At 56.7% G+C, this 22,860-nt stretch carries 20 protein-coding genes and 1 tRNA gene; 2 read left to right on the top strand and 19 right to left on the bottom strand.

Features of this window, described 5'->3' with window-relative positions; genetic code table 11:
• Positions 1 to 81 precede the first annotated feature (81 nt).
• Together M3668_RS09735 and greA are read left to right on the top strand one after the other, a co-directional pair.
• On the top strand, positions 82 to 498 hold the full coding sequence (locus tag M3668_RS09735; RefSeq protein ID WP_251380655.1) for a DUF4307 domain-containing protein: 417 nt from the start codon (positions 82 to 84) through the stop codon (positions 496 to 498).
• 154 nt (positions 499 to 652) lie between these two features.
• Complete coding sequence (gene greA / locus M3668_RS09730) at positions 653 to 1,153, top strand: transcription elongation factor GreA (RefSeq protein ID WP_251380654.1); 501 nt, start codon at positions 653 to 655, stop codon at positions 1,151 to 1,153.
• Between the two features lie 87 nt (positions 1,154 to 1,240).
• On the opposite strand, the gene ilvA is transcribed toward greA, so the two are convergent.
• From ilvA to M3668_RS09635, 19 genes are all read right to left on the bottom strand, one after another.
• Positions 1,241 to 2,482, bottom strand: a complete 1,242-nt coding sequence (ilvA, locus tag M3668_RS09725) for a threonine ammonia-lyase (RefSeq protein WP_251380653.1) — start codon at positions 2,480 to 2,482, stop codon at positions 1,241 to 1,243.
• Between the two features lie 31 nt (positions 2,483 to 2,513).
• Positions 2,514 to 3,791, bottom strand: a complete 1,278-nt coding sequence (locus M3668_RS09720) for an AI-2E family transporter (RefSeq protein ID WP_251380652.1) — start codon at positions 3,789 to 3,791, stop codon at positions 2,514 to 2,516.
• 132 nt (positions 3,792 to 3,923) lie between these two features.
• On the bottom strand, positions 3,924 to 4,820 hold the full coding sequence (locus M3668_RS09715) for a Bax inhibitor-1/YccA family protein (protein ID WP_251380651.1): 897 nt from the start codon (positions 4,818 to 4,820) through the stop codon (positions 3,924 to 3,926).
• Positions 4,821 to 4,934: 114 nt separating this feature from the next.
• Positions 4,935 to 5,816 carry an HAD hydrolase family protein gene (locus tag M3668_RS09710; RefSeq protein ID WP_251380650.1) on the bottom strand — a complete coding sequence of 294 codons (882 nt, stop codon included), beginning with the start codon at positions 5,814 to 5,816 and terminating at the stop codon, positions 4,935 to 4,937.
• 83 nt (positions 5,817 to 5,899) lie between these two features.
• A tRNA-Leu gene (locus M3668_RS09705) sits at positions 5,900 to 5,976 on the bottom strand.
• Between the two features lie 53 nt (positions 5,977 to 6,029).
• The gene (locus tag M3668_RS09700) at positions 6,030 to 7,415 is read right to left on the bottom strand and encodes an NAD(P)/FAD-dependent oxidoreductase (RefSeq protein ID WP_251380649.1); all 1,386 of its coding nucleotides are present in this window, start codon (positions 7,413 to 7,415) and stop codon (positions 6,030 to 6,032) included.
• A gap of 217 nt (positions 7,416 to 7,632) precedes the next feature.
• Positions 7,633 to 9,027 (bottom strand): S8 family peptidase, encoded by a 1,395-nt coding sequence (locus tag M3668_RS09695; protein ID WP_251380648.1) that lies wholly within the window; start codon positions 9,025 to 9,027, stop codon positions 7,633 to 7,635.
• Between the two features lie 60 nt (positions 9,028 to 9,087).
• A complete protein-coding gene (locus M3668_RS09690; RefSeq protein WP_251380647.1) occupies positions 9,088 to 10,035 on the bottom strand; it encodes a Ppx/GppA phosphatase family protein in 948 nt (315 codons plus the stop codon).
• Between the two features lie 10 nt (positions 10,036 to 10,045).
• Entirely contained in the window at positions 10,046 to 10,630 is a 585-nt protein-coding gene (locus M3668_RS09685) for a DUF501 domain-containing protein (protein ID WP_251380646.1), read from the bottom strand.
• Positions 10,631 to 10,708: 78 nt separating this feature from the next.
• Positions 10,709 to 11,353 carry an FtsB family cell division protein gene (locus M3668_RS09680; RefSeq protein ID WP_251380645.1) on the bottom strand — a complete coding sequence of 215 codons (645 nt, stop codon included), beginning with the start codon at positions 11,351 to 11,353 and terminating at the stop codon, positions 10,709 to 10,711.
• A 128-nt stretch (positions 11,354 to 11,481) separates the two neighbouring features.
• Complete coding sequence (gene eno / locus M3668_RS09675) at positions 11,482 to 12,762, bottom strand: phosphopyruvate hydratase (RefSeq protein ID WP_251380644.1); 1,281 nt, start codon at positions 12,760 to 12,762, stop codon at positions 11,482 to 11,484.
• 248 nt (positions 12,763 to 13,010) lie between these two features.
• The gene (mazG, locus tag M3668_RS09670) at positions 13,011 to 13,673 is read right to left on the bottom strand and encodes a nucleoside triphosphate pyrophosphohydrolase (RefSeq protein ID WP_251380643.1); all 663 of its coding nucleotides are present in this window, start codon (positions 13,671 to 13,673) and stop codon (positions 13,011 to 13,013) included.
• 1 nt (position 13,674) lies between these two features.
• A complete protein-coding gene (locus M3668_RS09665) occupies positions 13,675 to 14,889 on the bottom strand; it encodes an adenosine deaminase (RefSeq protein WP_345446268.1) in 1,215 nt (404 codons plus the stop codon).
• 126 nt (positions 14,890 to 15,015) lie between these two features.
• The gene (locus M3668_RS09660) at positions 15,016 to 16,746 is read right to left on the bottom strand and encodes a hypothetical protein (protein WP_251380641.1); all 1,731 of its coding nucleotides are present in this window, start codon (positions 16,744 to 16,746) and stop codon (positions 15,016 to 15,018) included.
• A 36-nt stretch (positions 16,747 to 16,782) separates the two neighbouring features.
• Positions 16,783 to 18,081: a thymidine phosphorylase gene (locus M3668_RS09655; RefSeq protein WP_251380640.1), complete on the bottom strand. Its 1,299-nt coding sequence runs from the start codon at positions 18,079 to 18,081 to the stop codon at positions 16,783 to 16,785.
• Positions 18,082 to 18,193: 112 nt separating this feature from the next.
• A complete protein-coding gene (locus tag M3668_RS09650; RefSeq protein WP_502948964.1) occupies positions 18,194 to 18,583 on the bottom strand; it encodes a cytidine deaminase in 390 nt (129 codons plus the stop codon).
• Between the two features lie 59 nt (positions 18,584 to 18,642).
• On the bottom strand, positions 18,643 to 19,935 hold the full coding sequence (locus tag M3668_RS09645; RefSeq protein ID WP_251380639.1) for an ABC transporter permease: 1,293 nt from the start codon (positions 19,933 to 19,935) through the stop codon (positions 18,643 to 18,645).
• Complete coding sequence (locus M3668_RS09640) at positions 19,932 to 21,239, bottom strand: ABC transporter permease (RefSeq protein WP_251380638.1); 1,308 nt, start codon at positions 21,237 to 21,239, stop codon at positions 19,932 to 19,934. The genes M3668_RS09645 and M3668_RS09640 overlap by 4 nt, the downstream gene beginning before the upstream one ends.
• A complete protein-coding gene (locus tag M3668_RS09635; RefSeq protein ID WP_251380637.1) occupies positions 21,229 to 22,836 on the bottom strand; it encodes an ABC transporter ATP-binding protein in 1,608 nt (535 codons plus the stop codon). The genes M3668_RS09640 and M3668_RS09635 overlap by 11 nt, the downstream gene beginning before the upstream one ends.
• Between the last annotated feature and the right edge of the window lie 24 nt (positions 22,837 to 22,860).

Genomic DNA, 22,860 nt, shown 5'->3' with positions numbered 1-22,860 from the left:
ACCCGCTGTTTTGCTGTGCTCAATTCTAGCGAAAGAGCCGAGCACCATAAACCCCAGTATTACCCCAGATGAATGAGCACAATGACCGCACCCACCCTTTCTAAACGCTATGGTCAACGCACCCAACGCAAAAAAATGTCCGCAGCTTTCTGGTATACCCTGGCAGCACTAGGCGTTGCTTTGGGCGTGGCATTTGTCCTTTGGGTACAGATCTCCTCACAGGATAAGCCTACAGCTCGGGACGTCGGGTTCACGCTGACCAGTGTTAATGAAGTTGATGTCACCTTCGAGGTCAGCAAAAACCCTGAAGATACCGCAGTGTGCGCGCTCAAGGCTCTCAACCCTTCAGCAGCGCCGGTAGGGTGGAAGGAAGTTGCTATTGGCCCCTATGCCGATGAAAACGGCAACGGAATCTCTGTGCAAACCGTAGCTCTACGCACACTTGGTGAAGCCCATACAGTGACCGTTGATTCCTGTTGGATCCCAGAACAGAAGTAGCTCTTTAGCTCAGGGGGAACATTAGGTCAACGCCTGCCTCTATGGGTAAAATTGGTCACATACATCTCAGGGCGGCACCCGGTTAGCGGGTGCCTCTCTCGTTAGTAGCGGATCTTGCCCAGCCTAGCTGGAAAGCCGCACCCAAGGAGGAAAAATGGCTGAAAACGAAGGCGCCTGGCTCACCCAGGAGGCATATGACCGTCTGCAGGCTGAGCTCGACCACCTTTCTGGCCCCTACCGCCAGGAAATTATAGAACGCATCTCAGCTGCCCGTGATGAAGGCGATCTTAAAGAAAATGGTGGCTACCACGCAGCCCGCGAGGAGCAGGGCAAGAACGAAGGCCGTATCGCCCAGCTCAAGCATCTGCTGGACAACGCCCAGGTCTCAGATCAGCCCGTTGCTGATGATGGTATCGTTGAGCCCGGCATGGTCATTGAGGCAGAAATCGGCGGTAAGGCGCTAAGCTTCTTGCTCGGCTCTCGCGAAGTTGCTGACTCCCTGGTAGGTGACAGCGAACTGCAGGTTTTCAGTGAAAAGTCACCCATGGGTGCTGCCATCAATGGTCACACGGTTGGTGATGAACTTTCCTACGAAGCACCCAACGGTAAGCAGATTCCCGTTAAGATCATCTCAGCTAAGCCCTTTACCGGCTAAAAGCTCGCAATAAACTAAGGCCCTGGCGTCTTCACCCTCACAGGTGGATACGCCGGGGCCTTGTTGTATGTCAGGCTGAAAAGCAGGTTACTGAACGACGATTGGCTGGTAGCCCTCAGCCTCTAGAGCAGCGATGACCTCTTTGCAGTGCTCGGCGCCCTTAGTCTCCATGTCGATGGTGATTGAAACATCGCCCATGGATAGGGCACCACCTAAGCGGGTGTGGTCCACGCCAGTTACGTTGGCGTCGTGTTCAGAGATGATACGGGAGATTGAGGTGAGCTCACCGGGGCGGTCAGTTAGCATCAGTTTGATGGTCATGAACCTACCTGCCGCTGATAGACCGCGCTGTATGACCTTGAGCATCAGCATAGGGTCAATGTTACCGCCGGAAAGCAGACACACCGTGGTGCCCAAGTCGCCGTACTTCTCGGCCAATGAACCGCTCATGAGGGCAGCAACTGGTACAGAACCTGCAGGTTCAACTACCAACTTGTTTCGTTCAAGAAGGAAGATGAGTGCCCGGGCGATATCGTCTTCAGAGACGGTATGAACATCGTCCACCAGGGATTTGATGATAGTAAAGGGCAACTGACCTGGACGGCCCACCGCGATACCGTCAGCGATGGTTGAGACCTTTTTGAGGGGTACTAGGGCATCCGCTGCCAGTGAGGGCGGGTAGGCAGCAGCGTGTTCTGCTTGCACACCGATAATGCGGATTTTTTTGCCCAGTTCCTTCTCCTTGGCGCGTACCGCCACAGAAAGACCCGCCAGTAGCCCGCCCCCGCCCACACCAACCAAGATAGTATCTACGTCAGAGACCTGGTCGAGAATCTCAAGACCCAGGGTTCCTTGACCAGCGATGATGTCCTCGTTGTCGAAGGGATGCACAAAAATCGCACCGGTCTGCTGGGCATACAGCTTGGCTTCTGCGAGAGCATCGTCCACTGTGTTGCCGTGCAAAATCACCTCAGCACCGTGGCTACGAGTTGCAGCGATTTTGGGCAGGGCCGCACCGCGCGGCATATAAATTCTGGCCTCAATCCCCAGGCGCGAGGCCGCGAGGGCTACACCCTGGGCGTGGTTGCCCGCTGATGCTGCTACGACACCCAGCGCTTTCTCAGCGCTACTGAGCTGTGCCATACGGACGTAGGCCCCGCGTACCTTGAAAGAACCGGATCGTTGCAGGTTCTCACACTTGAGAAAGACCTCGGTCCCTAGAATCTCACTGAGCGCACGGGAGTGAGCCACGGGGGTGCGCTCAATAACGCCTTCGAGCAGGTCGGCGGCGTTTTGGATATCTGCAAGCTGAACGGGCAGTTCTTCCACTGATGTCTACCTTTGTGTTGTGTGCTGGTTGCTAACGGGCTACTGAAGAATCAGGGGCGGTGGAGGTCTCAACCGCTTCTGCAGTAGCTTCCTGCTTCTTTTCTATTTCCTTCTTGCGTTCTAAGCGTTCCTTAACTTTTTCAGCAATCGCTTTTTTGTTGCGGCGTTTTACTTCGTGCGGGTAGAGGAACTCACTCTGTCTAATATCGGGGTCCCTCTCCCACTCTCGTCCGGCAAGGTATCTCACCACCGTGTTGACGACTGCAAGCACAGGCACAGCAAAGAGGGCGCCAACGATACCGTAAAGGGTTGAACCAGCAATGACCACGATAACGACAGCGAGCGGGTGTAGAGAGACGGCCTTACCCATGACCAGGGGCTGAAGAATATTAGATTCAACCTGCTGCACGATCAGCACCATGATCAGCATGATAAGAGCGTTGATAGGTCCATTAGCTACCAGAGCGAGCAGTACCGCGATAGCACCGGTCAGAAGTGCACCAACCACGGGAATAAAGGAACCCAGGAAAACCAGGACGCCCAGGGGGAAAGCCAGCGGCACGCCCAAGAAGAAGGCTGAGAGACCAATACCTACGGCGTCCACCGCCGCGACGAAGACCTGTACGCGCACGTAGCTGACCAGTGACTTCCAACCACGACGACCAGCTCCGTTGACGGCAAGGCGTGAACGGCGTGGGAAAAGCTTAACCATGAAAAGCCAGATACGCTCACCTTCCATGAGGAAGAAGATGAGGGTAAAGAGAACGATGACGGTGCCGGTGCCAATGTCAGCGGCGGTTGAGCCCACACTGGCGACACCGCTGATGATGCTGGATGTGTTGTTCTGGATTGCCTCGGTGAGCTGGCTAATGTAGCCATCAATACGGTCGGCACCTAGCTCAATGGGGAGGTTGTTGAGCAGGGCAACCAACTGATTCCAGCCCTCTGCCACCTGATCAGACAGGGATGAGAACCCAGCTGTAAGTTGCTGACCAACAAGCGTTAGCAGGCCGATGACGCCAGCAATAAGACCGATTTCGGTGATAGCTGTTGCGATACCTGCATGAATTTTGTTTTTCCGCAGGAAGTAAACGACCGGGGCCACGAGCCCTGCCAAAAGCGCGGCAATCATGATAGAAATGACGATCAGCGAGATCTTGGAGAACATCCAGTAGAGCGCAGCTGCGGCGATACCCACCACGAGGAGACGCCAGGACCAGCCAGCCGCTATTTTAAGTGCGGGTGAAACATAGTGGGCAGAGGGCTCTTGGGTATCTCTGCTTCTGGTGTCGGGGACTTGTACACTCATATTTTTATCTTCCCATGATTATCTCGTGCTTATTCTAGGTATCTCATATACCGGCGATAAAGGAACTTGTACGCGAGAAGGGGGAGGGATGCTCAACGCTTCTCCCTCCCCCTTCTGGTACTGAATTATGGTTTAGTTATCTGCCATGGATCGCACGAAGTAAACGACGCGCAGAATCTCGATGTAGAGCCACACGAGGGTGACGATCAGACCGAAGGCAAGACGCCAGGATTCGCGCTCAGGCTGACCCATCTTCACTGCTTCACTGACGTTGGTGAAGTCAAGCAGCAGCGAGTAGGTCGCCAGTAGCACGGCGAAGAGACCGATGATGAGACCCAGGGGGATACCCATGATGGTGATGTCGCTACGCATATCGAAACCAAAGAAGAGTGCTGAGCCCAGATTAATGAGAGCGAAAACTAGGTAAGAGATCGTCGCAATCATGAAGAAGCGGGTCATCTTAGCAGTGGCACGAATTTTGCCTGAAGAGTAAAGAGTCAGCACCGTGGCAAAGACAATGAGGGTTGCTAGAACAGCCTGGACCACGATACCGGGGTACATGGTTTCGAAGAGACCAGAGATACCGCCTACGAGCAGGCCCTGCGCAAAGGAGTAGGCCATAACCAGAGCAGGTGAGACCTTTTTCTTCACTGCGTTGGTAATGCCCAGTGCCAGTCCGGCAATCATGCCAACAAACATCAGAGCAGGGAATGCCCACCCAATGACCGCGCCCAGCACAACAATACCGAGGTTGAGACCGGTCTTGACGATGACATCGTTAATGGTCAAACGGTTGGTATCTGCGGGCCCTGCGGTACCAGCACCGTACATCTGGTTCAGCTCTTCTGCAGTCGGTTGAGCGTGCTGCTGCTGACCGTAAGGGTTCTGCCCATATTGAGGCTGCTGGTAGTTACCGTAGGTCTGCTGACCGTAGGGGTGAGCGGCTGAGGTGCCGCCAGCACCGAACTGACCAAAGCGGGGATCACCCTTTGGCTTAGTCATGCTGTTGAGAAGTGGGTTACCTGCCACGGCTGTGTTCTCCTAATGGTAGTCGTGGAAACGTTACTTGTTAGCCTACCGAAAAGTATGCTTCTTTGCTGGGTATTTTTCTCTGGGCTATACACTCCCCAGGCAATTTTCAGGCTAAGGGGCAGTAAGCGTCGCTTCGATATGATCTAGCACCGCGCCGTCTTGGTTGCTACCAATACTAAAATCTGCTTCAGGTAGAAGACGTGGATCACTTTCTTCCATAGCGATGGCGGTGGCGGCGTACTGGAACATTTCAAGGTCATTCCCTGAGTCCCCATAGGCTATGGTTTGGCTCTGTGGAATGCTCAAATGATTAGCTAGCCATGCCAGACCACGGCCTTTATGATTGCCGGTAAGAATCAGGTCAATCGCCCCAAAACCAGATGAGGTAGGAGTAACGCCCTCAGGCAGGGTCTGATGCAGGATACTCATCGTCTCATAAACATCAGCAGAAGAATCGGTGTTGAGGGCAACCTTAACTACGGTGTCCTTAATGGCTTGTACATCGTCAATTGCCTCAACGTTGGGGTAGAAGGGACGAATCACGGTGAGAGGGTCAGCGGGATCATAACCGGGTATTTCCATGCCAGTAGCAGAGAGGTACGAGTGAACGATTGTCGAAATGGTGTCAAGGCGGTCTGCTGGGATATACGAATGGTGACGGCAAGAAACAATAATGCCTAGCTTGAGGTGTTGCTGCAAAGCCTCCAGGGTGTCATGCACCAGTTGGGGGCTAAAACCCCAGAGGGCCAAATCTTTACCCTGGTTGTGGATGATGGCACCGTTTTCTGCGATGTAGTGCAAGTTGGCGTGATGCTCGTGCCCTGCCAGGTACTCATCAACCTTGGGCATTTGGTTTCCAGTGGCAATCGCCAAGTGCGACCCCTCCGCAGCCATCAGCTCAAGAACGCGGTCCAATTGCTCATGGTTATACGTTTTAGTATCGGTGAGAAGAGTTCCGTCAAGGTCTACGGCAAAAAGGCGTGGGCTAGTCATGCTGGGCTTTCAGTTACATACGAAAAGGGTAAAAGATTCTTGCTATGCAAAAGACCCGATGCTACTAGCACCGGGTCTCAGTGTGGTGCCCCTACTGGGACTCGAACCCAGAACACAAGGATTTTAAGTCCTCTGCCTCTGCCAATTGGGCTATAGGGGCGCACAGGGCCCGCACGCACAATGCGGGCACCCATTATTTATACCAGAAAAAGGTTAAAGACGTGCCTTCTCTTTTTCAGGTGCAGTACCGGTTGCTTCCTGGAAAGCGCGGCGAGGTGAACGCTGGTGGCGGATTGAGGAGGTGTCTCGACCGAAGATCTGGTTGAGAGCCCAGGTTGCCATGACGCGTGCGGTGCGCTCGGTGGTGGGGATTGCGGTACCGTGGTAGCCGCGGTGCATGATCCAAGCCAGGGGGCCGCCGATGGTCTTGCCCTTGAAGTTAGCAACGCCCTTCCACAGACCCAGACCAGCAACAACGCCGATGGTCTCGTGGTAGTAGTCGGTCAGTGACTCACCACGGCGATTAGCCAGCAGGTTTTCAGCCAGCTTGACTGCCTGGCGGGAGGCGTGCTGAGCGTTAGGTACGCAGAAGCCACCCACGCCGCCACCGGTGAGGTCGGGAACAGCAGCGTTATCGCCTGCAGCCCAAGCGCCTTCGATAACACCCTCGTCGCCGGTGATGCGAAGGTCAGCGCCTACACGCACACGACCGCGCTCATCGATGGGGAAATCAGTGTTCTTCAGCATGGGAGAGGCTGCGACACCTGCAGTCCAGATGAGGGTGTCGGTGTCCAGTTCACCGGCAGGTGACTTGTCGCCCATGTTGATGAGCTGCAGGTGACCGTCGGTTGCATCTGATAGCGAGGTGTTGAGCAGAACTTCGATGCCGCGGCCGCGCAGTTCAGCAACAACCTTCTCAGCACGGTCTGCGGGGACCTCGGGCATGATGCGGGGGGCCGCTTCAACCATCACGAAGCGGATGTCAGAAACGCGCAAGCGCTCATTACGGTTAACAGCTTCGCGAGCCATATCTTCGAGTTCTGAGATGGTCTCAACACCAGCGAAACCGCCACCAACGATGACGAAAGTCAGGGCGCGACGGCGGGCGTCTTCATCAATTTCAAGAGAAGCAACTTCGATGCGTTCCAGTACCCAGTTGCGAACAGAAACAGCTTCTTCAATGGTCTTCATACCGATGGCAACTTCTGCCAGACCGGGGATGGGGAAGGCACGGGTTACTGAACCTGCACCGATGACGATTTCATCGTAGGTCAGTTCAAAGTTCTCGCCAGCGTTGATGGGTTCGATGGTGGCGGTCTTGGTGGCGTGGTTGATAGCTACAACGCGGCCGCCAATGATTTCGGAATCGCGCAGATGCTGACGCAGGGGAACGGTTGCGTTACGGCCTTCCATGGAACCAGCAGCTACTTCGGGAAGGAAGGGCTGGTAGGTCATGTAGGGGTTGGGGTCTACAACGGTGACAACGCCACCGGATTCCTTGATAACCTTCTGAATCTTCTGAGCGACGGTGAAACCGACGTAGCCGCCACCGACGATGAGAACGCGAGGGCGGTCCTGTGCAATCTTATTGAAAGCCATTGAGTTTGCTACTTCCTGTTGGTTGTTTGCCGGTGTACGGCAAAAAGTCTCCATGCTTATCTTGCCACTTTTGGCGCCTTTAAGCACGGTTTGAGGGAAAGGTCTTAGGTTTGGTGCGGGTCTATTTTCTCACGTTTTTCAATTTCTAGGCGGCTAGACCAGAGTCACCAGAAAGGTGGGGGGGCAAAGTGCCGGGTGAGAGTCTGATTGACTGGTTTTATCGGCGGCGGCTTGCGCGGCGGGTCAGTGAGTCCAGACGGCGCAGGCTACCGGCTGTAATCACCACAATCCAAAAACCGAAGGCCGTCAGCACGATGAAGGGCAGGATGCCCGAATCTTCAGCTGGACGCACGGGCTGAGGGGCAGCAACTGCCTCGATGGTCTCTCCCTCTTCATGCACTGGGGCAGCAGTGGGACTGGAAGTGGGGCTTGCTGTGCCGGTGTGTTTACGGTGCACCGAAACCCACTCTTTCATCGATCCCAGGGGATTAGACTCAGCTGAATCGGGTGTATCGGGATCTAGCGCCCGTTGCGGGTTGATCACCCCGAAACCGTAGAAAGCGTCGCGCCCGCTCTCCCCCGCGTCATCAGTGCTGGAGATAATACGCTCAATGACCTGGTTACCGGTGAGGTCGGGGTACTTTTCCATGATGAGAGCGGCTAGGCCAGAAACCGTAGGTGCAGCCGCGCTAGTGCCGCTCCAGGTAGCGTACTTGTTATTGGGAATCGCGCCCACCATGGACTCACTCGGGGCTGAGACAGCGATAGAAATACCCTGAGAGGACGAGGACCAGGAATCCTTCTTACTCTTGTCTACCCCACCTACGGTGAGAACACCGGGCATGGTAGCGGGAGCACCCACCTGGGTAAGCCCAGCTCCCCTATTGCCGGCTGAGGCGATGATAATGACATCTTTTTCTTCGGCATAGGTGAAGGCAGAATCCCAGCTCTCGGGCCAAGAGGTGCTGTCTGAACCCACCGAGAGGTTGATGATGTCCGCGCCAGCGTCCACAGCATAGCGGACGGCAGTGGGAATCTGCTCATCCACGGACTTAGTAGAGCTACCTACGGTGCCCAGCTCTAAGGAAATCGGCAAGATGGTAGCTTCTGGCGCTACACCTATCATGCCTGCAGGGCCATCCCCGGGTTCTCCTGGGTTAGCCGGAGTGCCCCCATCGGAGTGTCCATGCCCGGCAATGACAGAAGCAACCAGGGTGCCGTGCTCCGGCTCGACGCCCAGGCCCTTCCAGCCCTGACCGGAGCCATTGCCCGAAGCGTCAAATCCGTCAATGACATTGGCCTTGAGATCTTGATGGTTGCCGTCGACTCCGGTATCAATGACCGCGACGGTTACTCCCTGACCGGTGGCTTCCTTCCAGAGATCCGCGAACCCGTACTGCATCAGCCAGTACTGCCTAGCCCGAATGGAGTCACCTCGCGGGGTATCGATGGTAGGAACGGAGGGCAGGTGCGACGGGCTGGGGGCGCCAGAGCTGGTTCCTCCGCTGGGGGACGCACTGGGTTCAGTAGCATGGGCGGCACCAAAGCCAGTGATCATCAGCAGAGCACTAGCAACAAGCGCTAGAACCTGGCGAAGGCTGAACCGAGCCATGGAAGCACACTCCTTACCGTAGTTTGCTGAGAGGTAATCGGTGTTGGGGGGGGCAAAGCCCTACCGAGCTAATGAGAGGGCAATGCCGTCCAGAATATCTTTTTCAGATGCAATAGCGGTAGAAACCCGCCCCTCGGTCATCTTCGAAATACGCTCGATAATGCGAGCCCAGACAATTGAGCCGGCGCCAATAACGTCAACGCGGCCCTCGTGCATAAAGCCCAGTTCAGCGCGTTCTTCGGTGGTCATAGCCACCAAATCAGCCGCCGCCTTTGAAATATCTTTGATGGATAGTTCGGTGCGGTCAATAGCTTGCGGGTCATAGGAGTCGAGACCCAGAGCATGCGCAGTGACCGTAGTGACCGTACCAGCGACCCCCACCAGACGTTCAGCCACAGAGAAGTCAACCTCAGCAGATGCACCCCCGATAGCCCGGTCAGTATCTGCAATGACGCGGGCAATCTGATCCACACTCGGAGGGTTAGAACTAACATGACGCTCGGTCATGCGCACACAGCCGATATTGACCGACTGCGAGGCCACTACCCCGTCCTTGTTGCCGAGGACGAACTCGGTAGAGCCGCCGCCTAGATCGATCACCAGCGTCATCTGCTCGGTATTACCCACCGATGATAGGGCGCCAGCAAAGGACAGCGCAGCCTCTTCGGTGCCAGAAATAATCTCGGGTTCAACCCCCAGGATCTCTTGGATACCGTTCGTGAAAATGTGGCGGTTACCGGCATCGCGGGTGGCACTGGTAGCCACAAAGCGAACTTTCTGTGCACCGTGTTCCTTCAGCAAACCTGCGTATTCACGGGCTGCTTCAAAAGTGCGCTCCAAAGATTCTTTGGCCAGCCACCCGGTGGCGTCCACGCCCTTTCCTAGGCGCACAATCTTCATGCGGCGCACCACCTCTGATAAGTGGACAGCACCGTCTGCGCCCTCTTCCATGTCAGCGATGAGCAGGCGGATTGAGTTGGTCCCGCAGTCGATAGCACCTACGCGCATCTTCTACCCCTTAAGCTTCTGTAACGGCGTCAGCACGCCAGGCAGGGTCGCAGTGGCAAACCTCGGGAGTCCACCACTCAGAAATCATATCCAGAGTGCGGTCCCCGTAGGGGTTGATGCCGCGCCCCACCGACAGGGTATGGCCCAGCACCGCGTGCAGGCACTTAACGCGGGTAGGCATGCCACCGGCTGAGATGCCCTCAATTTCGGGTACCTCACCTGTGTTAGTTGCCACGCGGATGCGCTCACGCTCAGCCAGGTAGTTCTCGTGGGCAGCGCGATAAGCTTCAGCCATTGCTTCATCAGCGGCAATCTCGTCGGTCATTGCGTACATTGCACCTTCTGCTTCGAGGCGAGACGCTGCTGCAGTGATAACAGGGTGCGCCAGGTAAAAGACGGTGGGGAAAGGAGTTCCGTTCGACAGACGCGGGGCGGTAGCAGCCACCAGCGGGTTACCGCAGACACAACGAGCAGGAATCTCGGCCACGTCACGAACTTTTCTCCCCAGTTGTGCCGAGAGAACCTGAATATCGAGTTCAGTGGGGGCAAGGGTTTCAGCGGTGACGCCGAAGCCGTGAGGTAAGTGAGTGGTCATGGGATCCTTTATCATCATGGTTGAACGGTGGATTAGCTATAAGTGTACGCGGTGACACCCACCGACCTTAAGCAGGGGTCACTCGCTAGGGGTAACGCTAGGGGTAACGCTACGGTCAGGGCTAGGCGCGTCAGAAGACTCAGTTTCTTCTGACCCAGAGCCGGCGCCCGCCGCTGGGGCGTCCTGCCCAGAAGCTAACTGGAAAGAGCCCCACAACTTGGTGGTCCAGGGGTCTTCCGGGGCCATTTTCGCTGCGGCGCTGGTGTCATCGACTAACGCTGAGGTGTCATCTAGGCCTACCACCAGGTAGGGTGTCTGACCGGGCTCAACGTAAAAGAGGCGGCTGCGTGCCTGCTGTTTGACGTAGTTATCGTCCTCCCACCAGCTGACCTGCGCCTCTAAAGCGTCCTGCTCAGCTTCAAGTGCGGCGATAGTCTCTTTGGCGTCGTTAATCTCATCTTGTTGCTTGAGGAAGGAACTCAGAGGGCCGTAAATAGAGACGGCAATGATAGCGATGATGATCGCAACAGTAATGAAGTGACCAGAGAAAGAATGAGCCGCAACGGGAACTTGCGTGTCAGTGTCACCGGAAGGGCTAGAAATTGCTCTGGATGGGGTGGGTTTCTTCTTATTCTTCTGCGGCTGGACGCCTGGATGCGAGAGACCAAAACCAAAAAAGGCAGCAATTGGGTTACGCCCGGGTTGTTTCTTTTGACCTGCCATGTTCTGCCGCTCCCCTCGTCGCTGATCTGTGCCTCACCAGTCTACCGTCTTTTGCTGATAGGCCGGTGGGCATACAAAAGCCGGTAGACGGGCAAACCCGCCTGCCGGCTTTGTATTTAAGCTAAAGACTACTTAGCGAAGCGGGGGAAAGCACCCTTGCCCGCATAAACAGCCTGCTCGCCCAGTTCTTCTTCGATGCGCAGAAGCTGGTTGTACTTAGCAACGCGCTCGGAGCGGGCGGGAGCACCGGTCTTGATCTGGCCAGCGTTGGTAGCAACAGCCAGGTCAGCGATGGTGACGTCTTCGGTCTCACCTGAACGGTGTGAAACCATGCAACGGTATTCATTGCGCTGAGCCAGGCTCATAGCGTCGAAGGTTTCGGTCAGTGAACCAATCTGGTTTACCTTGACCAGCAGGGCGTTAGCAGCGCCTTCAGCGATGCCCTTGCCCAGACGCTCGGGGTTGGTCACGAAGAGGTCGTCACCAACGATCTGGACCTTGTCGCCGATCATTTCGGTCAGGGTCTTATAGCCGTCCCAGTCGTTCTCGTCCAGGGGATCCTCGATGGACACGAGGGGGTACTTAGCGACAAGGTCAGCGTAGTACTGTGACATCTCTTCAGCTGAACGCTTCTGACCCTCAAAGTCGTAGGCGCCATCGTTGTAGAACTCGGAGGAAGCAACGTCCAGAGCCAGTGCGATTTCCTCGCCAGGCTTGTAGCCAGCCTTCTCGATAGCTTCAATGATCAGGTCAAGCGCAGCAGCGTTCGAATCCAGGTTGGGCGCGAAGCCACCCTCGTCACCCAGACCGGTGGAGAGTTCGCGTGAGTGCAGAACACTCTTCAGCGCGTGGTAGACCTCAACGCCAGCCTGCAGAGCAGCTGAGAAGGTGTCGAAACCGATGGGAGCAATCATGAACTCCTGGATATCAACGTTGGAGTCAGCGTGTGAGCCACCGTTGAGGATGTTCATCATGGGAACGGGCAGGACGTGAGCGTTGGGGCCACCCAGGTACTTGTAGAGGGGCAGGTCAGCCGACTCAGCAGCTGCCTTAGCGACGGCCATGGACAGGCCCAGGATAGCGTTAGCGCCCAGCTTACCCTTGTTGTCAGTACCGTCAAGAGCAATCATGGCTGCGTCAACAGCGCGCTGATCTGAAGCGTCGATACCGATAACTTCTTCGGAGATTTCATCGATTACTGCAGAAACAGCACCGAGAACGCCCTTGCCCAGGTAAACAGCTTTATCGTCATCGCGACGCTCTACTGCTTCCCACTCACCGGTGGATGCGCCTGAGGGAACTGCTGCGCGGCCAAAAGCGCCGTCTTCGAGCAGAACCTCAACCTCAACGGTGGGGTTGCCACGTGAGTCAAGAATCTGACGAGCGTGAACTGCGGTAATCAAAGCCATGAATATGCTCCTTGAAGGATAGAAATGAAAATGGCTAATCTGCGCTTCGAGCCCCACCGGCGGGCGGTGAGCTCCGAAGCACGGTTATGCCTTCAGTCTACCAAAAAACCCACATAAGCAAACAAAAATTCACTAATTCCCACTAATATGTCGGCAAATAGCAGAGGGTTTAGTGGCTCTTTACCCACGGTTACCCACATTCCACACGGAATAGAACGCAAGGACGGGCACACCAAGCGGCCTTGACTCTAGCTGTGTTGGTCGATGAGCTTGCGGGTCGCTGTGCGCAGGGCGCGTTCGGCGTCCAGCCCCCGGCTTTTGGCGGCGGCGACCAGGGTGAGCAGGTGCTCCCCCAGCTCCTCTTCGGTGGTAAAGCTGGTGCCAGCACCCATTTCCTCCGGGTCGAGCAGCCCAGCTTTGGAGGCTTTAGACAGGGTTTTTTCGGCCAGGGCTAAGGCAGGTAGGTGAGGTGGGATTCCGTCCAGGGGGCCGGTGCGTTCGGGCTTTTCCTTCTTTTTGAGTTCGTCCCAGCGGGTCAGCACGTCATCGCCTGTGACCGCTTCTTCATCACCGAAGACATGGGGGTGGCGGCGTTCAAGCTTGTCGTTGAGGGCGGTGAGCACCTGCACGATGTCAAAGCCACCCTGTTCTGCCGGGGTTTCCTCGGCTACACGGGAGTGGAAGACCACCTGTAACAACACATCCCCCAGCTCTTCCTTCAGCAGGGCGCGGTCGATTCCAGCGGGGGCCTCAATTGCTTCCACCACTTCGTAGGCTTCTTCTATCAGATAACGCAGTAGGGATTCGTGGGTTTGTTCGCCGTCCCAGGGGCAGCCGCCAGGACTGCGTAAGGTGTCCATGATGGTAACCAGACGTTGGAATTGGCTGCCTGCATTCTCAAGCTGGGTCATTCTAGCCCTCCTGCTCTGCTGGGGACTGTTCTGCCTGCTGGAGTTCCTGGGAAATTTGGGCGTAGGCACTCTGCACGCTTTGCATGAGTGCCTGCTTTTCGTCGAAGGTGCAGAAGGCCCCATTGATTGCGTTGAGCGTCATTTCGAAGAATTCGGGTATGCCAAAGCCAGCGCTGCGGGAGAGTTCAACGAATTCTCGGGTGATGCTGGTGGAGCTCATCAGGCGGTTATCAGGGTTGACAGTGACGGCGAAGCCGGCTGAGAAGAGCAGGGCCAGCGGGTGCTCTTCGTGGGTGCGTGCCGGGTCGAAAGCGGCCCCGGTGCCCACCAGGTCAATTTTCTGGGCGGCATCGGTTTGCAGGTTAGAGCAGGGGCAGCATTCTAGGACGATGCGCTGGTTCTTCACCCATTCAGCCACGGGGCCCAGTTGCAGTACGGTAGCGTCGCGGTCAGCGCCGGGCATGAGGGTGCCTTCGGGGTCAATCTCAGCAACTGTGCGGGCGGTGATGTCTTCGGTAATGCGGACGCCGTGACCGAGGCGGAGGGCGCGGCCGTCGACGAGGGCTGAGCGGATAGATTTTAAGCCATCGGCTTCACCGGCGTGCAGGGTAACGGGCATGAAGTGGGCGGCGGCGTAGTCCAGGGCTTCGGTGAAGAGGCTGGCGGGGTAACCTGCTTCTGGGCCTGCCAGGTCAAAGCCGACAATGCCCATCTGGCGGTTAGTCACGGCAAGCTGGGCAATTTCGAGGGCCCGGTCGTTCTGGCGCATGGCGCAGAGAATTTGGTTAACCAGGATACGGCCGCCCAGCGTTCCGATGTATTCCATACCGTCCATGAGCCCGTCGGCAACGGCCTCTACCGCTTCTTGCAGGCTCAGCCCGCGGCGGGTGTGAAGCTCCGGTGCCCAGCGTACTTCCCCGTAGATGACGCCGTCTGCTGCCAGTGTCACCACGTGGTCGCGGGCAACCTTACGCAGGTGCTCGGCAGTTTGCATGGCCGCCACCGTGTGTTCGAAGGTTTCTAAGTAGTGTTCTAGTGAGCGGGAGTCAGCTGCCTCACGGAACCAGGCGGCTAGCTCTTGGGGGTCTGTGGCAGGTAGTTCGTGACCAATCTCCGCAGCGTGCTTAATCAACGTTTCTGTCTGCACCCCACCGTCCAGGTGATCGTGCAGGCTAATCTTGGGCAGTTTTTGAATCCAGGTAGGTTCTTGCGTCACGATTTTCTCTTTTGTCCTCGATGTCATAGGTTTGGTGCCAGTGTACAGAAACCGCCCGGCCGCTGCATGATCAGCTACCAGATGGCAGCTAGCAGGCAGTGACCGGGCGGTAAACTCCAGTAGGTTTTAGAAGGTCCAGGACGCCAGCGCGTCGTTCATATGCGCCGGTATGTTAGCGCCGGTGCGGGGGAACATGCGTAGCTCTTCAACATACTGCTGGGCGGGCAGGCGCTCAGGGTAGCTGATGAAGGCTTCCTCATCGGTGTAGTCGAAACTGACTGCTGCGGGCACACCGGGGGTGAAGCGGATATTGATGGCCAGGGGTGAGCCGCTCCCCTCCTTGTAGGAGTCAGCCTTGAGCTGCAAGATAGCCAAGGTTTCCTCGGGTACCAGGTCAAAGGTGCGCACCTGTTCCCAGAAGCCGTTACGGCGCACGTGAGTTAGAGCATCGTAGTAGGAGCCCAGCGAGCGCACCCGGATCAGCACCGTGGAAACATCCAGCGCTGTGCCGTTTTCACCAAAGAGAGCATCGTAGGCAGGTGCGAAGCGGGAGACGACCTCTGCTTCGGTCAGCACCAGGTTGCCCTCAGCCAAGGTGGTTTCCGAGGGCTTGGTGTAGCTCTGGGCTGCAAACGAGGGAGCGACGTCCACATTAGCGCCCGCGCTGGGGGCATCAAGCGGTGCCGATGCCAGGGCAGGGCGGGAGGCAGCCGCCGGAGCGACCACGGTCTGCTCATCGTGGGTATCAAAAGCGTCATCATCGAGGTGGATGGGCAGGCTGCTGGGGCCACCCATGGGTAGAACGGGAGCTACCGCTGTGCTCTCTCCCCCATCATGTGAGTCTGCAGGACCATCGGTAGCAGGGTTATGATTCTCGGGGTTCTCTAGGGTCTCATCCGTATCGGCACGTTCTCCAGCGGTTTCAGAGGCAGCGGTGAACTCTTTAGACCCCTCTGTTTTCGTGAGCTGTGCGTCCTGCTCAAGGCTCTGTTCTTGATAGTCCTCCTCCTTCACAGTTTCAGTTTCAGCTGAGACAGGAGTTTCAGTAACCTGGGCGGGAACCTCGGTCTCTTGACTCACAGGTGCACCCTCCACCTCAGCTGCGGTGTCCTCATTGGGGTCTTCAGAAGATACGCTCTCGACCGTGGCATCAGAAGTAGCTGAGGGAGCCAGGAACTGAGCCTTATGAGTGCTCGTCTGCTCATCTGCGCTCTCTTCTGCCTCGGTCGATGCTGCTAAGCTAGCCGATCCACGCTCCCCCGGGTTACTTGCAGTCGGGCCGTCCTCAGGGGCAGGTTCGGACGCCGCGCTTGCTGTCTCGAGGTGTTCTGCCTCGGGTGACCCCTGTTCCGTCTCAATCGGCTCAGCCTGAGCCTGCTCAGAAGACGCTACCGGCTTATCAGCAGTTAGGGCGTAGTTCAGGTTGTGGCTGCTGCCCTTTTCCGAATTGATGAAAGAAGCCTGCACCTGCTCCTCCTCGGCAGCAGCGGGGCTCACCATAATGAGGGCACGGGTGAAGGCTCCGCGCTCGCCCTTTTCCTCTTCCACGTAGAGATCGGCAACCTCGGTAAACCAGTCGCCCCCGGGTAGCACGCTACCTTTTTCTAGCTCGTTGCCGCGCTGGTAGAAGGTGTAGCTCATATCGTTACCCTGCTGAACCAGGTGGAGGGTGATCTGTCCATCAGCGGTGGCGCGCATCTTCTGTGCGAGAGCGCGCAATGCACCGCCTACTTCTGCCTGTTGCTCGGGGGCACGTGCAGACTCTTTTGAAGGTGCAATGAGGGCAGGAGCTAGAACGTCGCGAGGTGCGGTTACAGCTGCCCGCTGCTGATCTTTTTTGCGGCTGAAGAGACCCATGGCTTGTCTTCTCTTTTCTGGCTAGGGAGTGGCGCGCTAGGCGTTAATACGATCAAGGATGATGGAGGTTTCTGACAGTTGGCCGTTAATATCCCATGCATCCTCAAGAGACTGCAGGGCACGGTCAAACCGTTCAGGGGTGTCGGTCATGAGGGTCATCAGGGGCTGCCCCTCAGTCACTGTGTCCCCGGGTTTTGCGTGAAGCTTGATACCTGCAGCTAGCTGCACAGCGTCCTCCTTGCGGGCTCGGCCAGCCCCAAGACGCCAGGACGCCACACCCACCGAGAGCGCGTCCAAGCGGGTCAGGGTGCCGGTCTGCGGAGCAAGTACAGTGTGGGTTTCACGAGCCACCGGCAGGGCAGCATCAGGGTCACCGCCCTGGGCTGAAATCATCTGACGCCACTTGTCCATGGCGCGCCCGTCTTTAAGAGCTTCAGCGGGGTCGGCGTCTACGCCCGAGTTCCTCAACATCACCCGCGCTAGTTCAAGCGTCAGTTCAACGACATCCGCTGGGCCGCCACCGGCGAGGACCTCAACCGACTCTTCAACCTCGCAGGCATTACCTACGGTCAGGCCCAACGGGGTGTCCATGTTGGTGAGCAGCGCACTGGTGGTGACCCCGGCGTCATGCCCCAGTCCCACCATAACCTCAGCTAGTTCGCGGGCCTGCTGAATGTCTTTCATAAAAGCACCCGAACCAACCTTGACATCGAGCACCAGAGACCCGGTGCCTTCAGCAATTTTCTTGCTCATGATGGATGAGGCGATGAGCGGGATGGCTTCAACGGTGCTGGTGGTGTCTCTTAGTGCGTAGAGCTTCTTATCAGCCGGCGCTAGCCCTGAGCCGGCGGCAGAAATAACTGCACCGATAGAACCTAGAATATCGATGGTTCGCTCGTTGGAAATACTAGCCTGCCAGCCAGGAATGGCCTCTAGCTTATCGAGGGTTCCACCGGTATGGCCTAACCCGCGGCCAGATAGTTGCGGCACCGCAACCCCGTAGACGGCTACCAAAGGGGCCAAAGGTAGGGTGATTTTATCGCCTACACCCCCGGTGGAATGTTTATCGGCGGTAGCAATCTTCTTGCCCGGGCCAATGATGGACGAGAAATCCATGCGCTCACCCGAACGAATCATGGCATCGGTCCACCGAGCAATTTCAGCCCGGCTCATGCCGTTGAGGAAAATTGCCATGGCAAGGGCACTCATCTGCTCATCAGCTACTACACCTCGGGTGTAGGCATCAATGACCCAGTCAATCTGATCATTCGATAGCTGCCCGCCGTCCCTCTTGGTACGGATGACATCTACAGCGTCAAAAGCCTCGTTACTCACGCGCGTCCTCTCATCAACAGGGCCATTTCGCCCCACCTCTTTGTGTGTTGTCTATCTTCCAGTATGCCAGTTGAAGCTAGCGGCTGCCCGTCTAAAGCAGCCGTCTACTGTTTTAGAGCCGTTCGGGACCAAAGGCATCGGGTAACATCTGCTCGATGGTCATGATTCCACCGGCAGACTTAATCATCATTCCTGCGGCACTGTGTTCATAGAGCAACTGACGGCAACGTCCGCAGGGCATGAGTGGCTCCCCTGCCCCATCCACGCAGGCAAAGGCCATCAGTTTACCGCCGCCGGTACGAAATAAATCAGAGATCAGCGAACACTCGGCACAGAGGGTTATACCCAAGGAAGCGTTCTCGATATTAGCGCCAGAGACGATGCGGCCGTCCTCGGTCAGTGCAGCAGCACCCACCGGGTACTTGGAGTAGGGAGCATAGGAGGTGGCCAAGGCACGGCGTGCCACATCTGTTAGTTCATCCCAGTTAATTGAAGTCATCATGCCTTCCTTAGACAGCAATGGCTACCGCACTCTATCGTGCAGTAGCCATTCATCGGTCGCTATTCCTTGACGTAGGGCGTGCCTACAGCTGCCGGGCCACGTGAACGGCCTACCAGACCTGCCACCGCAAAGATGGTGACAAGGTAGGGCAACATTGCCAGCAGCTCGGTGGGCACCTGGGTGCCCAGAATGGAGAGCACGAACTGCAGGTTCAGTGAAAAACCAAAGAGAAGGGCTGCGCTCAGGGCACCCACCGGAGTCCAGCGTCCGAAAATGAGTGCGGCCAGCGCGATGTAGCCCTGCCCCGCTGTCATGTCAGAGTTGAAGGCGGACACCGACACCAGGGTAAAGAAGGCTCCACCCATACCGGCTACAGCACCGGCCAGCAGCACGTTCATCAGACGCAGTCGATTGACGTTAACACCCAGAGTGTCAGCTGCCTTGGGGTGTTCGCCTACCGCGCGGGTACGCAGACCCCATTTGGTCTTGTTGAGCGCGAACCAAATCAGCCCTACAACGAAGTACATGAGGTAGACCAGAACATTCTGGTCGAACAGTACCGGTCCGATGACGGGGATCTGTGATAGAACGGGGATTTCGAAGCCGGGCAGCTTGGGCGCAGAGTTGAGGGTGGGTGCATTGGGCTGCAGGACGCGGGCAAACAGGAAGCCGGTGAGACCCGAGACCAGCACGTTAACCACCACACCCACGATGACCTGATCCACCAGGTACTTGATGGAGAAGAGGGCCAGGATACTCGAAACCAGCACGCCACCGGCCATAGCTGCCAATAAACCCGCCCAGGGGCTACCGGTGAGAGAGCCCACCAACACCGCCGAAAAAGCGCCGAAGAGCAGTTGCCCCTCGATAGCAATGTTGACGATGCCTGAGCGCTCGCAGAGCAGACCACCCATGGAACCAAAAATCATGGGGATAGACAGTGCTACCGCACCGGTCAGCAGTGAGACCAGTGACAGGGAGGGTTTGGCGGTAGAACCAATAGCCCAAACCAGTAGACCGGTGACAAAAGTAAGCCAGAAGAGGGGTGCTACCCAGCGGCCTAGTAGCTTACCGGTGTTGGTTGTTACCAGAGCGTAGGCGGCTAGAGCCAGCATGATCACCACAGCCACCCAGCCGTAAACCTGGGGGTTAATCTGCAGAGGTTCGGCTTGGAACCAGCGTACGCCGTCGGAAATACCGAGGCTAATAGTCTTCTCAGGGGCACGGATCCCAATCAAGAAGACCGAGAGCAGAGCCAAGACCGTGTAAATAACCGGGTTTTTCCAGTTCTTCACACCACCGGTTTCGGTCTCAGCTGAGACCTTAGTGTTTTGAGTAGCTACGACGCTCATGCTGCTGCCTCCACTGCCTTAGATGCGGACTTCTTCTTTTTGGTGCGCGGTGCCCCGGTGGGGTCGGGCAGACGGAAGATTGCGCGCACCAGCGGAGGTGCGGCAATAAAGAGAACGATAAGAGCCTGGAGCACCAAGACGATGTCAATGTCAGTACCGGTGCTGACCTGCATTGATACGCCACCGGCGCGGAAGGCTCCGTAGAGAAGAGCTGCGAAGAAGGTGCCCACAGGCTTGGAGCGGCCCAGTAGCGCTACGGTAATGGCGTCAAAGCCGAGGGACGCCGCAATACCGGTAGAGAGTACTTTTTCGGTTCCAGCTACCTGAGCTGCGCCCGCGAGACCGGCCAAAGCACCGGATAGTGCCATCACCACAATGTAGCCCGATGCCACGGAGATACCGGCGGTGCGGGCGGCGTTGGGGTTAGCGCCCACCGCGCGCAGGCGGAAGCCGACGGTAGAGCTATTTAGCAACCACCAGACGAAAGCTACTGCTAGGAGCGCCGCTAAGAAACCTGCGTGCAGACGAAACTGCGGGCCCAGCAGGAGCGGAAAGAGGGCGTTCTCGCCCAGCTTCTCTGAGATGGGGTTAGAACTACCTTCGCGCTGCAGCAACGGAGTCTTCAGCAAGTAGACCAAAAGGTTGGCAGCGATGTAGTTCATCATAATAGAGAGGATGACTTCGTGCGCGCCCGTGCGAGCCTTGAGAACACCAATGATGCCACCCCAGATAGCGCCACCAACGATACCGCCCAGCAGAATCAGGGGAACCATAACGATAACGGGGAGGCCCGCGTTCAGAGCTACCCAACCTGAGACGATGGCACCCAGAATAATCTGGCCCTGAGCACCGATGTTAAAGAGACCTGCTCGGAAGGACAGCGCCACAGCCAGACCTGCAAAAATGAGGGGTGTTGCAACGGTTAAGGTTTCTGTCAGCGGACGAATCTGCTGGGTGAAGTTCCTGCCATTGGGGTTGAAGATTGAACCCTGCAAAAGAGCTACGTAGGAGTCATAAGCAGCGCTCCACCCAGCGGCAAGGGTATCCAGCGGGCGCGCAAAGAAGTACCGTGATGCTGCCTGGGTTGCTGGGTCGGTTACAGCAATTAGCAGGCCGCCCACAATAAAAGCAGCCAGTGCTGCGCCAATAGAGAGGCCAATGCTACCGCCGGCAATCCGGGCGAAGAGGGAGGGCTTCTGGGTTTCCACCAGTTGCGAAGGGACATCCTGAGGAGGAGTCGGTGCGTCGGTGTCGGCTGCCAGAGCAGGGTCTACCTGCTGGGCAGCGGGCTGCTTATCGCTCATTCTCTTCTCCTTCTGCCCGCGGAGCAGACTCGGTTACCTGGGTTTTAGCAGCAGAGCCACTCGATGCCTCTGAGTGCTCGGTATCAGCTGCCAGCGCCTCCTCGTAGGTGGCACCTGCCATCATCTGGCCCAGCACAGATCTGGGGGTGGTCGGTGGGACGATGCCCATCAGCTCACCGTGTAAGAAGACGGCAATGCGGTCGGCAAGGCCATAGACCTCATCCAGTTCGGTAGAAACGATGAGAACGGGCACGCCCTTATCGCGTTCTTGCACGATGCGTTTGTGAATAAATTCGATTGAACCGACATCCACACCACGGGTGAGCTGGGAGCCAACAAAGAGTTGCAGGTCCCGACTCAGCTCGCGCGCTACAACAATTTTCTGCTGGTTGCCGCCGGATAGGGTGGATGCAGTGTGCTCCTTAGAGCCCATTCTGATATCAAATTCAGTACCAGCGCGATCAGCGTTAGCTGAAATCTTTGATCGGTTGAGAGTACCGGCTGAAGAAAACTCAGGGCTATCAAACAGGTCGAGTACCAGATTCTCAGAAATCGAGAAGGAGCCGATGAGCCCGTCCTTGCTACGGTCTTCAGGCACAAAGCCAACCCCAGAGCGCAACACCTGCTTGGTGCTCATACCCAACAGCTCGGTGCCGTTGAGACTCAGAGAACCTGTTGCCTTGGGGTGAAGGCCAATAATGCTTTCTGCCAGTTCGGTCTGCCCGTTACCCTGCACACCAGCCACAGCAAGAATCTCACCGCCGCGCACCTCAAAGCTGACTTTTTTGAGCAGGGGCACACCGTTATCTGCCATCAGGGTCAGGTTCTTAACCTCAAAGACTTTGTCGCTGACCTGGGCCGCGTCCTTATCCACGGTTAGCTGAACATTTTTGCCCACCATCATGGAAGCCAGCTCAGTAGTTGACATGGTGGGCTGGGCGTGACCGACCACCTTACCGCGGCGAATCACGGTGATATCATCAGAAATTTCGCGCACCTCACGCAACTTGTGCGAGATGAAGAGCAGAGATTTGCCGTCCTTACGCAACTGATCCATGATACCCAACAGCTGATCAGTTTCTGCAGGGGTAAGGACGGCGGTAGGCTCGTCTAGAATGAGGATTTCAGCATCGCGCACCAGTGCCTTGATGATCTCAACGCGCTGCTGAACACCCACCGGCAAATCCTCAACCACGGCATCTGGGTCTACCTGGAAGCCGTAGCGGTCAGAGATTTCACGGATTTTCTTGCGGGTTGACTCAAGATCAAGGGTAGCGCCCTTGATCGATTCAGCACCCAGGGCTACGTTTTCTGCCACCGTGAACACGGGAACCAGCATAAAGTGCTGGTGCACCATACCGATACCGGCTGCCATTGCATCCGAAGGCCCGGAGAATTCCACCGGCTGATCATCAATGAACATCTGACCCTCGGTAGGGCGGTAGAGACCATAGATAACGTTCATCAGAGTAGATTTACCCGCCCCATTTTCCCCCAGGAGACAGTGAACCGTGCCAGGGGTGACGGTCAGGTCAATGCTGTCGTTAGCGGTAAAATCACCAAACCGTTTGGTAACCTTGCGCAGTTCGAGTTTCATCGAGTGGCTTTCTGTGTAAGAACC

This window comes from Rothia sp. P100 (assembly GCF_023712425.1).
Taxonomy (GTDB): Bacteria; Actinomycetota; Actinomycetes; order Actinomycetales; family Micrococcaceae; genus Rothia; species Rothia endophytica.
Note: the sequence above shows the minus strand (reverse complement) of the source record. Positions and strands in the feature narration are given on the sequence as shown.

Coding starts and splice junctions, on each gene's coding strand:
- M3668_RS09735 (WP_251380655.1), top strand. CDS start 82: ATGACCGCACCCACCCTTTCTAAACGCTATGGTCAACGCACCCAACGC.
- greA (WP_251380654.1), top strand. CDS start 653: ATGGCTGAAAACGAAGGCGCCTGGCTCACCCAGGAGGCATATGACCGT.
- M3668_RS09720 (WP_251380652.1), bottom strand. CDS start 3,791: ATGAGTGTACAAGTCCCCGACACCAGAAGCAGAGATACCCAAGAGCCC.
- M3668_RS09710 (WP_251380650.1), bottom strand. CDS start 5,816: ATGACTAGCCCACGCCTTTTTGCCGTAGACCTTGACGGAACTCTTCTC.
- M3668_RS09700 (WP_251380649.1), bottom strand. CDS start 7,415: ATGGCTTTCAATAAGATTGCACAGGACCGCCCTCGCGTTCTCATCGTC.
- M3668_RS09695 (WP_251380648.1), bottom strand. CDS start 9,027: ATGGCTCGGTTCAGCCTTCGCCAGGTTCTAGCGCTTGTTGCTAGTGCT.
- M3668_RS09690 (WP_251380647.1), bottom strand. CDS start 10,035: ATGCGCGTAGGTGCTATCGACTGCGGGACCAACTCAATCCGCCTGCTC.
- M3668_RS09685 (WP_251380646.1), bottom strand. CDS start 10,630: ATGACCACTCACTTACCTCACGGCTTCGGCGTCACCGCTGAAACCCTT.
- M3668_RS09680 (WP_251380645.1), bottom strand. CDS start 11,353: ATGGCAGGTCAAAAGAAACAACCCGGGCGTAACCCAATTGCTGCCTTT.
- eno (WP_251380644.1), bottom strand. CDS start 12,762: ATGGCTTTGATTACCGCAGTTCACGCTCGTCAGATTCTTGACTCACGT.
- mazG (WP_251380643.1), bottom strand. CDS start 13,673: ATGACCCAGCTTGAGAATGCAGGCAGCCAATTCCAACGTCTGGTTACC.
- M3668_RS09660 (WP_251380641.1), bottom strand. CDS start 16,746: ATGGGTCTCTTCAGCCGCAAAAAAGATCAGCAGCGGGCAGCTGTAACC.
- M3668_RS09650 (WP_502948964.1), bottom strand. CDS start 18,583: ATGATGACTTCAATTAACTGGGATGAACTAACAGATGTGGCACGCCGT.
- M3668_RS09645 (WP_251380639.1), bottom strand. CDS start 19,935: ATGAGCGTCGTAGCTACTCAAAACACTAAGGTCTCAGCTGAGACCGAA.
- M3668_RS09640 (WP_251380638.1), bottom strand. CDS start 21,239: ATGAGCGATAAGCAGCCCGCTGCCCAGCAGGTAGACCCTGCTCTGGCA.
- M3668_RS09635 (WP_251380637.1), bottom strand. CDS start 22,836: ATGAAACTCGAACTGCGCAAGGTTACCAAACGGTTTGGTGATTTTACC.